9 protein-coding genes are annotated in these 12,504 nt (G+C 58.8%); 7 read left to right on the top strand and 2 right to left on the bottom strand.

Annotated elements, in window-relative coordinates; translation table 11 throughout:
• Positions 1–14: 14 nt before the first annotated feature.
• Positions 15–1,250, bottom strand: coding sequence for a glycosyltransferase family 4 protein (locus tag EM858_RS02180; protein WP_127755656.1), 1,236 nt, complete (start codon positions 1,248–1,250; stop codon positions 15–17).
• A 494-nt stretch (positions 1,251–1,744) separates the two neighbouring features.
• Between EM858_RS02180 and EM858_RS02175 the strand changes: the two genes are divergently transcribed.
• The 7 genes from EM858_RS02175 (at position 1,745) to EM858_RS02145 (ending at position 11,377) form a co-directional block, all read left to right on the top strand.
• Positions 1,745–3,073 carry a hypothetical protein gene (locus tag EM858_RS02175; RefSeq protein ID WP_127755655.1) on the top strand — a complete coding sequence of 443 codons (1,329 nt, stop codon included), beginning with the start codon at positions 1,745–1,747 and terminating at the stop codon, positions 3,071–3,073.
• Between the two features lie 145 nt (positions 3,074–3,218).
• Complete coding sequence (locus EM858_RS02170) at positions 3,219–4,331, top strand: acyltransferase (RefSeq protein WP_127755654.1); 1,113 nt, start codon at positions 3,219–3,221, stop codon at positions 4,329–4,331.
• A gap of 180 nt (positions 4,332–4,511) precedes the next feature.
• The gene (locus EM858_RS02165; RefSeq protein ID WP_080819314.1) at positions 4,512–5,417 is read left to right on the top strand and encodes a hypothetical protein; all 906 of its coding nucleotides are present in this window, start codon (positions 4,512–4,514) and stop codon (positions 5,415–5,417) included.
• 130 nt (positions 5,418–5,547) lie between these two features.
• Positions 5,548–7,806 (top strand): polysaccharide biosynthesis tyrosine autokinase, encoded by a 2,259-nt coding sequence (locus EM858_RS02160; protein WP_127755653.1) that lies wholly within the window; start codon positions 5,548–5,550, stop codon positions 7,804–7,806.
• Complete coding sequence (locus tag EM858_RS02155; protein WP_164865272.1) at positions 7,793–8,470, top strand: hypothetical protein; 678 nt, start codon at positions 7,793–7,795, stop codon at positions 8,468–8,470. Before EM858_RS02160 ends, EM858_RS02155 begins: the two co-directional genes overlap by 14 nt.
• Before the next feature lie 79 nt (positions 8,471–8,549).
• On the top strand, positions 8,550–10,121 hold the full coding sequence (locus tag EM858_RS02150) for an O-antigen ligase family protein (protein WP_127755652.1): 1,572 nt from the start codon (positions 8,550–8,552) through the stop codon (positions 10,119–10,121).
• Between the two features lie 56 nt (positions 10,122–10,177).
• Positions 10,178–11,377, top strand: coding sequence for a glycosyltransferase family 4 protein (locus EM858_RS02145; protein ID WP_127755651.1), 1,200 nt, complete (start codon positions 10,178–10,180; stop codon positions 11,375–11,377).
• Between the two features lie 21 nt (positions 11,378–11,398).
• Here EM858_RS02145 and EM858_RS02140 read toward each other — a convergent pair whose 3' ends face one another.
• On the bottom strand, positions 11,399–12,499 hold the full coding sequence (locus EM858_RS02140) for a glycosyltransferase family 1 protein (protein ID WP_127755650.1): 1,101 nt from the start codon (positions 12,497–12,499) through the stop codon (positions 11,399–11,401).
• Positions 12,500–12,504 lie beyond the last annotated feature (5 nt).

Here is a 12,504-nt window from a genome sequence, read left to right as displayed (position 1 = left end):
GTCCGCTGCCGGGTCTACGATGCACATAAGGTCTGGTTTCCACCCTGCTTTGCCAGCACGTCCTCGTAGAGCTTCACGTAATTCTCACCCACTCGCCGCGAGGTGGATTCCTCAACGATGTTTCCGAAATCCGCTTCCGTCGGCAATTCTTCGCGTGAGAGCGTCAGCACGCGGCGGATACGGGCGGCAAGGTCGCTGGCGTTGCCCGGCTCGAACAGCCAGTCATGGTTGGTCTCGCCAATCAACTCCGGAATGCCGCCGGAGGCTGCGCCGATGACCGGCACGCCCATGGCATAAGCCTCGTAGATCGTGCGTGGCGAAGGCTCCGCCCAGAAGGAAGGAACGATGAGCACGTCGATCTCTTCGAGAAACTCCTTCGGTTTCGCCCAGCCGACGAATTCGATCGGCAGATCGCCGGCCTGAGCCGTGAAACGTTCGATGGAATCGTCCATCGCATGGCCGGCGACCAGACAGCGCCAGTTGCCGTGACCGATTTCCTTGAAGGCATCGACCATGTTGCCGACGCCTTTTTCCGTATTGATACGGCCGATATAACCGAAGGTCAGCGGCCGGCCTGTGCGGTCGATCTGCCGGCGGGCGACCGGATCGCCCTCGGGAACCGTGCAGGAATAAAAGATGACGCGGCGCAGGCTTTCCGGAATGTGGTGGAAAAGCCCGTGATTGACATGCGTCTTGAGGATTTCCGTGCCGACGCTTGCGACAGCGCCGATATAACGCTGGGTGAATTTCTTGGTGAAATTCACCGCCTGACAGCCGAGATGGATGTGCTCGCAGGGCTTGCCGCCCTTGAACATGGCGGCGTTGCCGCACAGGAGATCGTATTCGCAGATCGTGTGAACGATCGGAATGCCGCGCTTATGCGCCGCCCGCCATACCAGCGTCGTCACATCCAGAAGCGAATGAGTGTTGAGAACGTCAGGTTTGAAATCGTCGAGAACGGCTTCGAACTGCTTTTCGACGTCGAAATTCCACTGCTGCTTGAGCTTCTGCATGCGCCGCTGCTGCGGGGAATATTGCGGCCAGTCCTCAAGCCAGAAATCGTTATTGTGGAACATGCGGTAGACGGAGACGCCGTTGCGCATGGTTTTCGGTTCGGCCTGCCGCTCGATACAGGCGGCGCCGACCGTATGTCCCATGGAAACGAGTTCCTCGGCGAGATGTTCGACCGAGCGTTCGCATCCACCAACGATATGCGGCGGATAAAGGCTGCTAAGATGGAGAATTCTCATGCGGATACGCTCTGTTTTCCTTCATCGAAAATCTATGGCGTCCATCCCGGGCTCGTTCGTCTCCCTTCATTCCAGGAGACCAGTGAGACATCTGCAAAAATAAAAGAGCCGGAGCAGAACTAATGTTTGAAAATATGAATTACCAAAATCTACTTTTCAAAAAGCACGGGAATCGACGCTATTTCAAGTGATTTTTTTCGCGGCGCGGCAAAAGCCATGCGGTGTTGCGAAAAGAACCGGTCTCGTGTTACGGTTTAGCCACTTTAAAGTGCAGGCGATCGGGGGAAATCGGTTGCATTGCAGCTCGTGATTATATTCCAGTTGATAATATCTGTTTTATTTCAAACACATGGATTTCAAGGCAATTGTAGATGCCGAAAACTTCCAGGACATTCTGATCTCGACGTGTTGAGAGACATCATCGCCATTTAAACGGCGACGTCCATGTGATGACGTCTTGCTTATATTTTCTCCGGACATGCCAGGAGGCGCAGATGAATGGAAAAACGCCGATAGCCATGGGCAGCCTGACACGGCGCAACCTGCTTTCAGCCGCGCCGCTTGCATTGGTCGCCGCCTCCGGTTTGCAGGCCATTCCCGCACGGGCGCAGACGGTTGCTTCGGCCGGTACCGAAGTCTTTCTGGACAGCGTAGGGGTGTGCGGCCACTTCACCCGCCCCACGGGCATCTATCCGGAACAGTTCGACCGGATCGTGCCCGAACTCGAAGCACTGGGTGTCCGGCATTTGCGCGATGACGGGCTCATCACCGTAAGAGACAGTCGCGACAGCCCCGTCTTTCGGCGGCTGCGCCGGATCGTGGCGGGGGGCGTTCGCCTCACCATCATCTGTTACGACAATCTCAACCCTTACGTTTCCACGCCGCTCGACAGGCTGGCGGATTTCTACGACTGGTGCGACGCGGGTATCGATATTTTCGAGGGCAGCAATGAGCCTAACCTGACGAAGGACCCGCAAAATGCTCCGCGTATTTCGGCGGAGCATCAGGCGGCGCTGCACGACACCATCCGCTCGGTTCCGCGCCTGAATGCGGTGCCCGTTGCGGCGCCAAGCTATGTCCTGTCGAACAGAGCGCTGGCGCTGGACCTGAAAAATGCCTGCGACTACGGCAATATCCACGCTTATGCCGGGATGGAGCACCCCGAAACCACGGGTCCGGGGGCACTCTCGAAATCCATCGCCGCTTCGGCGCATATAGCGGCCGGCAGGCCGGTGCTCGCCACGGAAATGGGCTACCATACCTCGCTGCAAACCAAGACATTTCATTTCCCCGTCACCGAAGGCATCAAGGCGCGCTATATGCCGCGCATGCTGCTCTGGTGCTTCATCAGCGGTATCCGCCGGTCCTACATCTATGAAATGGTTTCAAGCTTCGCCGCCGATGAGACAAACCCGGAATCCTCCTTCGGCCTCCTGCGCCACGATCTGAGCCGCACCCCGGCTTACGAGGCCGTTCGCGCCCTTCTTTCCCTTTGCAGGGCGGAACGGCAAACCGGACCGGAGGAACGACAGCTCGATTTCCTCACTGCCGATTCCCAAAGGTTGTCGCTTCATCTGGTGAGACCGGACGGTGCTTTGCTCGTGCCTGTCTGGCTTGGAATTTCCGGCTGGCAATGGCCGGCCCGCATCGAAAACCCGCCCGCCGAACGGATTGCGACATTTTCGGTGGCCGGCCAGCATAGTCACGTTGTCGCACACCGTTTCCGCGATGACGGCTCCGTTAGCCAGCAGACAATCACGCAGGAAAGCGGACAATACCGGCTTTCGGTCAGCGACCAGCTTACGGTTCTGGAAGTTTTCTGAATGGTGCGGAGGAAATGCCGCACCGCAAAATTGTGTGTATCGCGTCTGTCCATTGCATGATAGCGTGCTTGAATACTGGACTTCTGGCCACGTAAGAGCGGCCGCAATATAATACCAAATATATCTTTATTTTTATAGATTGACGATGATGAAAAACTTTAAAGAAGCGCCCGCTGCAGGGGCGCAACGTCTTGATGTTCTTCAGGTGATGCGCGCCGTTGCGGCAACCATGATTGTTGCGCTGCACGCGGACGTGAACTGGCAATTCACGCTTTTCCCACTGCATCTGCTGCGGCTGGGCGGCGGTGTCGACCTGTTTTTCGTCATTTCCGGCTTTGTCATCGTTTATGCATCCCGGCCCTATTTCGCCGCAACAGGCGGTCGTTCCGCGTTTCTGCTGCGCCGGTTCCTGCGCATCGTCCCGCTTTACTGGTTTGTGCTGACCCTGCGGCTTGCCATGGCCGCCAGCGTGACCATTATCAGTGCAAAAGCCTTTCCGCCGTTACAGTCGATCCTCACCTCCTACCTGTTTATTCCCTATGACAGCATGGGTTATGGCGACGCCTATCCGTTTCCGCTGATCGATCTCGGCTGGACGCTGAATTACGAGATGTTCTTTTACATCGTTTTCGCAGCGTTCATCTTCCTGCCATTGGAGCGGGCGGTATTCACGACAGCCGGCGTGCTGTTTGCCGCCGTCATGATCGGCTCCGCCTTCGATCTCGGCCTGCCGTTCAGCTTCTGGTTCCAGCCGATCATTCTCGAATTCGTCGCAGGCATGTTCATTGCTGTCCTCTTCCTGCGAGGCGTTCGCTTGCCGCCCCTGCTCGGGCTTGCAACGGCCCTGTGCGGCCTGGCGATCTGGATGCTGACCGATCTGAGCAGGATCGGATTCCAGTGCGATCCCGGCTGTTATTCCTTTTCGCGGCTGCTGGTTTTCGGCGGCGGCGCGATTTTGCTGATGGCGGCGGCGACCTTGACCAGAAACATCTCCCTGCCCCGTTTCGCACGGCCGCTGGCAAAACTCGGCGATTCGTCCTATGCGCTTTACCTGCTGCACCCGTTTATTTTCCGGGGCTTCAAGATTGCGCTCGGCGGCGTCACATTCCCGCCCGAATGGAGCAACCTCGTTTATCTCGTCATCGTCGTCAGCACCGTCGCCATAGCCCACACCTTCCACGTCCTTGTCGAAACGCCGGCCAATATCTGGCTGCGTGACCGGCTGATAACATCGCCAAGGAAAGTCGCCGTGTCATGAACAAACCGGAGAAAGGCAAGGCGGCCGTTAACAATAGCTGAGGGTTTCCGCCGCAGGTTTATTTTAGCGCTTGATCCCTTGCTTCGGCTGTGCGATTTAAAAAGAAATTTTAGATGTTGGGTAACCTTGCCCGGCATTGGATGTATTTAAAGTCGTATTTTAAAAGATTTGGAGAGTTGGATGCCCCGCATTCGTAACGGCTCGATGCTCGTTGGTGCGATGTTTATTGCCAGCATGGGTCTCTTTTCCGCTGTCGCAAACGCACAGAACGTGGAAACCGCACCGCCGGCCGCACCGCAGCAGGCGCCCTCGGTTGAGAGCGCTGCAACAGGCGCACCCGTCAAGGCCGCCGATGAAACCACCGCTGCATTTCTGAGCCGCGTCAACACCACCAATCCGGACACGGTTTCGATTGCCGCAGCGGAACTGTTCAAGCAATCGCCGACGCAGGGGATGATCAGGGATCTGGTCACCATCGCTTCCAGCACGGATGCGGCAACGGCCGACGTAACCGGAAAAGTGACGAGCGGGTTTCCGATCATCGCCGTTTCCACCAGCGCGGCGCAGTTCTCCGAACAGCTGTCCGCCCTCATCCTGAGTGACTCCGGCCAGTTGCCGACCATCGTCGCATTGGCCCAGAAGGTCGGCAACAAGGACTTCTCCGAAGTCGTCGGAGAAGGTCTGGCGCTTGCCCACGCCACCGCGATGAGGAACGGCAATACGATACTCGCAGCCGCCATCCAGTTGCAGACAAAGGGCGCCAACGTGCCCGCCGATCTGCTGATCGCCTTTAGCGAGAATATCGAGGGAACGGCTGCCGGTCCGGCCGCCCCTGCGGCTGCCGCAGCGGCGGCCTCGCCGATCGGTGGCGCCGGTTCCTCGCCGGCAAACGCCAACAGCATCGGCGGCTCGGGAACAGCAGGCGCCGCAGATGGAACCGCTCAGGCGGGTGGCGGCAGTGCACCCGTCGGCGGCGGCGGCAGCAGTGGCGGAACGACAGGCGGCACCGGCACGTCCTTCACCACGATCAATAATTTCTTCTCGACCGGCAGCACCACCACGCCTGTCAGCACAAGTCCCGTTTGAGTTTGGCTTTGTCGCCTTTCCCGTGAGGAAGGCTGCCGCCAGTTCTGTGATGCAACCGTGACTTGGCGGGCGCTGCGCCCGCCGAAAAGAGCGAGGCTGACAGTTGTTACAAAGGCACGATCCCCTGACGATGGCTGACTACGATAAAAGCGGGCTGACGGCCGAATTTATCGATATCGACGCCGTTCTTGCGATGATCCGCCGGCAGTGGCGCATCGTGCTCGCCGCCGTCGCAGTCGCCGGGGCAATCGGCCTCGCTTTTGCCGCAACGGCCGTTCCGATCTATTCGGCGACGGCGACCCTGCTGATCGACCGCAACAACAGCCAGATTGTCGAACAGCTTTCGACGATCGGCGGCGTCATAGAGGATGAAGCTTCCATTCTCAGCCAGGTAGAGGTCCTGCAATCGGAAACCATCGGGCTTGCCGTTGTCGATAGTCTCAACCTCACGGAAAATCAGGAATTCAGGGCAACGCGTGCGTCGCTTCTAAGCTCGATATTCGGCACCGTCCGCTCGCTCGTCAATGTTTCGCAATGGTTCTCGCCAGCGAAGAAAAAAGAGGCGGTGGTTGACGATGGAACCCTGAAGAGATCGCTGTCGGACCAGCTGCTCAACGGCCTCAGCGTCAAGCGCATCGGCCGAACCTACGCGCTAGAACTCACCTATAATTCGACATCGCCCGTTCTCGCGGCGCAGATCGTCAACGCCGTGGCCTCGGCCTATCTGGTGGACAAGCTGAATTCCAAATACGAGGCGACGCGGCGGGCCAGCGACTGGTTGTCCGACCGTATTGCCGAGTTGCGCCAGCGGGCGCTCGAAACCGATCTGGCCGTGCAGAAGTTTCGCGCCGAACATAATCTGATCTCGACCGGCAATGACGGCCTGCTCTCCGATCAGCAGCTGGCGGAATCCAACAGCGCGCTGATTTTGGCGCAGTCGGAAACGGCCAGGGCGCGGGCGCGGGTGCAACGCATCGAACATATTCTCGCCACCGACGATGTCGATGCGGTGGTTACCGATATTCTCGACAGCTCGGTCGCCAACGATCTGCGCAAAAAATATCTCGAAGCCTCCAAGACCGAGGCGGAAATTACCAGCAGGCTCGGCAGCAACCACATTCAGGCGGTGCGTCTGCGCAATGAAATGCAGGAATACCGGCGGTTGATGTTCCAGGAAATCAGCCGCATCGCGCAAAGTTACAAAAGCGATCTGGAAGTCTCCGAAGCAAGGGAAAAATCGCTCGCCGAAAGTGTCGCCAAGGCAACCGACATCAGCAACTCGGCCAGCGAGACACAGGTTCAGCTGCGCGAATTGCAGCGCGAGGCCGAAACCTACAAGAATATGTACCAGACCTTCCTGCAGCGATATCAGGAAGCGATGCAGCAGCAATCCTTCCCCGTGACGGAAGCGCGCGTGATTTCTAAGGCGATGCCGCCCAGAATTCCGAGCAAGCCGAACAAGCCCATCATTTTGGCCCTGTTCATGATCATGGGTGCGGCGGCCGGCGGCGGTATCGCCATGTTCCGTGAATTCCGGGATCGTTTTTTCCGCACCGGGGAACAGGTTCGAGACGTTCTCGGGCTGGAATTCCTCGGCAATACCCCGCTCATCCAGAACAAGGCCATAGTGGAAGATCAGGAAGGCGGCCATCCGGCCCTTACGCGCCCCACCAGCGTTGCGCGCTACGCGGTCGACCATCCGCTCTCCTCCTTCGCCGAAACCCTGCGCAGCACCAGGCTTGCCATCGATCTCGGTATCCCCGCCAAAAGCGGAGCGCGGATTGTCGGTGTCGTCTCGGCCTTGCCGAGCGAAGGGAAATCCACGATCTCCATCAATCTGGCTCAACTGCTCGCCGGTCAGGGTGCGCGGGTCCTGTTGCTGGATGCCGATATTCGCAATCCCGGCGCCACGCGCGCCATGGCGCGTCACGCGAACGAGGGCCTGCTCGAAGTATTGCTGGAGGGCCGCAGCGTGCAGGATGTGCTGCTTCGTGACGAAAAGACACGTCTCGCTTTCCTGCCCACGGTAGTCAAACAGCGTGTCCCTCATTCCTCGGAACTGCTGACCTCGGCGCAAATGCACAAGCTCCTGGCCGAAGCGAGCAATGCTTTCGACTATATCATCGTCGACCTGCCCCCGCTCGGGCCTCTGGTCGATGCCCGCGCCATGGCGGGGCGGATAGACGGTTTCATCTTCGTCACCGAATGGGGCAAAACCGCCCGCAGGGCAGTGCGAAACACGGTGGAGAATGAGGTTCATATCCGCAAGAAGTGCCTCGGCGTCATCCTCAACAAGGTGGACACCGAAAAGCTGAAGCTTTACCGCGCCTATGGTTCGAGCGAATATTATCATTCGCGCTATACACGATATTACCATGACCAGGCGTGACAGCGTGATGCGCCTGCGGAAAATCCTCGCGGTCGTGCCGGTCCTCGTCATTTCCATCTTTGTCCTGTCCGTCGCCGCGCAGGCCTTTTCGCAAAGCCGGCGTTTTTCCGACATTGTCGCATTGGCGCGGATCGCCGACGATAATAATGGCCTTGCGCCTGATCTCCTTGCGGAAACGGTCCCTGAACTCCAGCCCATCGTTACCGAAAAAATCTGCCGTTCGGATATCGTCAAAGCCGGACTAAGGCTCGTTCTGGCCGATCTCGATGCAAATGGTGTCGATCCAGCGTCCGATTCCGGCACGGCGCGTCTCGGTTTTGCCGAGACCTTTATTCGCCATTCGCTCTTTTGTTTTCCCGCAAATGGCGATGTCTGGCTGCGTCTTGCCATGGTTCGTTCGCTGCGCAACGCCTCGCCCATGGAAGTCGCCGTGCTGATGAACTTCTCCCAGCTCTATGGGCCTGCCGATGCCAATCTGATCCGCGGGCGTTTCGCGATGTGGCAGCAATTTCCGAAGAACACCTTGCCCGAGGCTGAGGCGGCCCGCGAGGCGGATACGGCCGTCGTCTGCGGCAGGCAGGGAGAAATCCTGCGATGGACCCTGGCGGAAGTCTGCCCAAAGCCACCGTCGGCAGACAAAAAACGCCCCGCGCCGCTGTCATGATCTGAAACGATGAAACGGCTGAGCCTCGTCCATATTCGCGGCATAGCCACCACAAACAATTCCGACAAAGCCTAAAGATATGTCGCTCACCGAAGCCCGATCAGAACCGCTCTCCTCCTCGCAGCCCCCCCTGGTGGCGGTTCGGGACTATGCCCGGCCGGTCGCAATAATCGCATTCTGGGCAATATTTTTGCTGGCGCTTCTCAACAGGGGCGCAACGGAAATCGAAAGTCGCATCGTCGTCACGGCCGCGATCTATCTCCTGCTGGTGCCAGCAATCCTCCTGTTCGGACCTCCGAAGGCCGGTGCGGGCAAGGTACTCGCGGCAGCCTGCCTTTTGTTGGGAGCGCTCATCGTTCAGGTACTGTTGCAGGCATCCCCCATACCCGGCATCGCGCGCGCCAATCCGGCATGGTCCACCGCCGCCATGTTCATGCAGACTGCGCCAGCCGCCACAATCTCACTGACACCTGCGGATGACCGGCTCGGCCTCATGAGCGCCGCCCTGCCCTTCGGCGCCTTCATGGCTGGCCTCGTACTTTTCGACAGCGACGAGCGTGCGGCGAAGACGCTGCGATGGTTCGCAATCGCCGGTGGCTGGCTCGCGCTGTTTTCCATCGTGCAATTCGTGCTTTTCCCCGAAGCTCTCGGCTTCATCCAAAAGCGTTTCTATCTCGGCAGCCTCACCGGCCTTTTTATCAACCGCAATACCGCCGCGACCTTCTTCGGTCTCATCCTTCTCACGCTCGCCGCATTATTGCACAAAAGCCTCCTCGCTCCGGATTGGGCGAGAGTAAAGGCGCTCGTGGCAAATCGCCTCACCGTGCCGGCGGAGCAGAAACAGCTCATTCGCCGGGCCGCTTTTCTCGGCGTCCTCGCGGGCTTTTGTTTCATCGCGTTGATGTTGACGGGATCGCGTGCCGGCATTGGCTCAAGCCTCGCAGCGTTGATTTTGCTGATCCTGCTGATTGTGTTCAACTCTCCCGCCAGAACCGGCCGCAATGGGGCCTCCAGCCGGCGCAGGCAGCGCGGGACGAGACGTCGCGCTGCGCTGCTGATCGCAATCGCCATCGCCCTCTTCGCGCTTTTCGCCAGCCGGGTGGCGCTTCGCATGGAAACACGTTTGGAAGACGACATGCGCTTCTGCTACATGCCGGGTATCGCGCGCGCCATCGCCGACAATTGGCCGCAGGGGTCGGGCCTTGCAAGCTTTACGGAAATCTATGCGCCCTATCATGTGGCGCGATGCGGGGTGGATGCGGTCGTCACCCATGCCCACAATGTCTACGCCGAGGGATTGCTGACACTCGGTGCGGCCTTCCCGTTTTATCTCGCTTTTTTTACGCTCATCCAACTGGTGATTTTCATTCGCGGGGCACTGAAACGCAGAAATTATCGTTATGCCTCTCATCTCGGCCTTGCCGCGCTGCTGCTCGTCCTGCTGCATTCGACGCTTGATTTTTCGCTGCAAATTCCAGGCTTTGCCATGGCCTATGCCGTTTTCCTCGCCCCGGTCGTTACGCTTTGCCTGAACCCGCCCGGAATGGAACGGGAAGGCCGCAAAAGGCGGAGACAATTTCCAGAAGACGCTGCAATGCCGGCGCCGGGCCATTCAGGCCAGACAGTACAAACGCCACTGCGTCTGCAATAACGGATTTTACGGATGCAAAACAGGTTTCGTGATCTTAAAGGCGCAGGAATTTGAGCATGCGGATATTGCAGATAACCTCGCTGTTTTCTCCGGATCGGGTGGGCGGCGCGGAAATATTCGTAGAAGACCTTGCACGCGGACTTGCGGAAAAGGGGCACACGATCGCAGTGGCCGCGATCTCGCGTGAAGAGCAGGCAGCGGAACAACGCGACGGTTTCACCATTCACCGCCTCGGGCACACCACGCCGTTCTTTATCGGCGACTGGGGGCAACAACCGGAATGGAAACGAAAATACTATAAGATCGCCGTGCAACTGGATCCGCGCCTCGTTCACCGGCTTGCGCGTGTCATTGATGATTTCCGGCCGGACGTGGTCAATACCCATTCGCTATCGGAACTGACGCCGCTGATCTGGCCGATGATCCACAAGCGCGGCGTTCCACTCGTTCATTCGCTGCATGATTTCACCAGCATGTGCACCAATGGCTCCCTGTTTCATGACGGGCATATCTGCGATGGCAGCAGCAAAAAATGCCGTGCCTTTTCCTATCTCCACCGGCGTTGCCAATGCGCGGTCGATGCTGTCGCCGGCGTTGGTCGCGATATCGTCGAACGCCATGTGCGGGCCGGCTTTTTCACCCATGTTCCCGAAAACCGCCGCACGGTGATCTGGAACGCCATCTCACCGTCATGTTCGCCAGAACCGCGCATTGCCCGCGCGCCCGGTGAGCCGCTGGTTTTCGGCTATCTGGGCCGCATCGAAGCGGCGAAAGGGGCCGACTTGCTGATCGAAGCGTTGCGGCTTTTGCCACCGCAGGGCTGGCGCACGGTCATGGCAGGCCGTGCGCCTGATGGCATCGAGGCCTATCAGCAAAAGGCAGCCGGCCTACCGGTCGAATTTCCGGGCTATGTGGAGGCCGATCGTTTCTTCGCCAGCATAGATTGCCTCATCGTGCCGCCCCTATGGCCGGAGGCCTTCGGCCGCACCGTCGCCGAAGCTATTCTGCGCGGTGTACCCGTCATCGGCGCAAATCTTGCGGGTGTTGCCGAACAGATCGGCGCGGACAGGCTGGAACGCCTGTTCGCCCCGGGCAATGCCGCCGAACTGGCCGCGCGCATGGCGGAGGCGATGCGCAATCCCGCCATGCTTGCGGAAACACCTGAAACCCGGGAGCGAATTCGCCACGGCGTTGAGCCCGAAGGGGTCGTCGCGGCCTATGAAAAGCTCTATGCGGATGTGTACACAACCGCATGACCCTGACGACGGCGTCCCTCCTCAGGCTGCGGCTCCTTGCTTGAAAAGCCGCGCATAGCTCTCCGCCGCCTTCTGCCACGAATATAATTTGCGGTTTTCATAACCCGCCTGGCGGAGATTTTCTGCCAGTTCCGGATTGTCCAAAAGTCGCTCAAGCGTATCGACAAGGCTTTGAGCATCTGACGAATCGAAAGTCAGGGCGCCTTCGCCGGCAATCTCCGGTGTTGCCGAACGATTGGAGCAGACGACCGGGCATCCCAGCTGCTGCGCCTCGAGCACCGGCAGGCAGAAGCCTTCATAGGTGGAGGGTACGCAAAGGCAGGCTGCATGACGATAAAGTTCGGCCAGTTGCCGGTCATCTATGCCGGAAAGCCGGATCAGCCGGGCCTTCAATTCCGGATCGTCCAGCACGCCGGCGATTTCCTCCGCCTCGTCGCGGCCCACATGCACGATTTGCAAATCCGGCCATTTTTTACCCAGTATGGCAAAGGCTTTGCCCAGGAGCGCAAAATTCTTATTGGACGTCGCGTTTCCAACCGCCAGTATGTAGCGTCCGGGAACAGGCGGCACCGTGTCGAAAGCCCCGGGATCGACATTCAGCGTGCTGTCGGAATGAATGGTGATGCTCTTGCCGGCAGCGGCAGGATAAAAACGCCCCAGATCCTTCCTTGTCGCTTCGGATACGCAGATGACCTGATCCGAACCGGCCATCATCAGCTTGAAGATGAAATCGGTCGTCAGGGTCGCCCGCCAACCGATCTGTTCGGGAATGGTTTTGAAATAAAGATCATGAACAAGGGTGAGACGCCGTTTGCCGCCGAGGGGACTTCCGAAAGGATCGGCATTTAAAAGCACATCGATGCCGTGCCGGCGGCAGAGCGCGGGCAGCATCGCAGCCTGACGCACCACATCGAAAACCATGACGCGCGGCCGTGGAGTCTCGATGAGCTGCAGCCGGCTGTCGCGCAGGTTTTCAGGCAGTTGCGCCCGCGTCCAGGGGGAGCGCAGAACATAGTCGTCAGCCGTCTGTTCCAGCAGCCGCTCCAGCAGGCTAAAGGTCACGCGGGCCACACCGGAGGCCTTGCCGCCATATTGGCTCGGCATGTTTACGAGAATGCGCATCCTGG

This window comes from Agrobacterium sp. CNPSo 2736, from assembly GCF_004005385.1.
GTDB lineage: Bacteria > Pseudomonadota > Alphaproteobacteria > Rhizobiales > Rhizobiaceae > Agrobacterium > Agrobacterium leguminum.
This window is presented reverse-complemented; position numbering and strand designations above follow the sequence as displayed.

Excerpts from the sequence above, each read along its gene's own strand:
- EM858_RS02175 (WP_127755655.1), top strand. The coding sequence starts at position 1,745 with ATGAATGGAAAAACGCCGATAGCCATGGGCAGCCTGACACGGCGCAAC.
- EM858_RS02180 (WP_127755656.1), bottom strand. The coding sequence starts at position 1,250 with ATGAGAATTCTCCATCTTAGCAGCCTTTATCCGCCGCATATCGTTGGT.
- EM858_RS02155 (WP_164865272.1), top strand. The coding sequence starts at position 7,793 with ATGACCAGGCGTGACAGCGTGATGCGCCTGCGGAAAATCCTCGCGGTC.
- EM858_RS02160 (WP_127755653.1), top strand. The coding sequence starts at position 5,548 with ATGGCTGACTACGATAAAAGCGGGCTGACGGCCGAATTTATCGATATC.
- EM858_RS02150 (WP_127755652.1), top strand. The coding sequence starts at position 8,550 with ATGTCGCTCACCGAAGCCCGATCAGAACCGCTCTCCTCCTCGCAGCCC.
- EM858_RS02165 (WP_080819314.1), top strand. The coding sequence starts at position 4,512 with ATGCCCCGCATTCGTAACGGCTCGATGCTCGTTGGTGCGATGTTTATT.
- EM858_RS02145 (WP_127755651.1), top strand. The coding sequence starts at position 10,178 with ATGCGGATATTGCAGATAACCTCGCTGTTTTCTCCGGATCGGGTGGGC.
- EM858_RS02170 (WP_127755654.1), top strand. The coding sequence starts at position 3,219 with ATGATGAAAAACTTTAAAGAAGCGCCCGCTGCAGGGGCGCAACGTCTT.
- EM858_RS02140 (WP_127755650.1), bottom strand. The coding sequence starts at position 12,499 with ATGCGCATTCTCGTAAACATGCCGAGCCAATATGGCGGCAAGGCCTCC.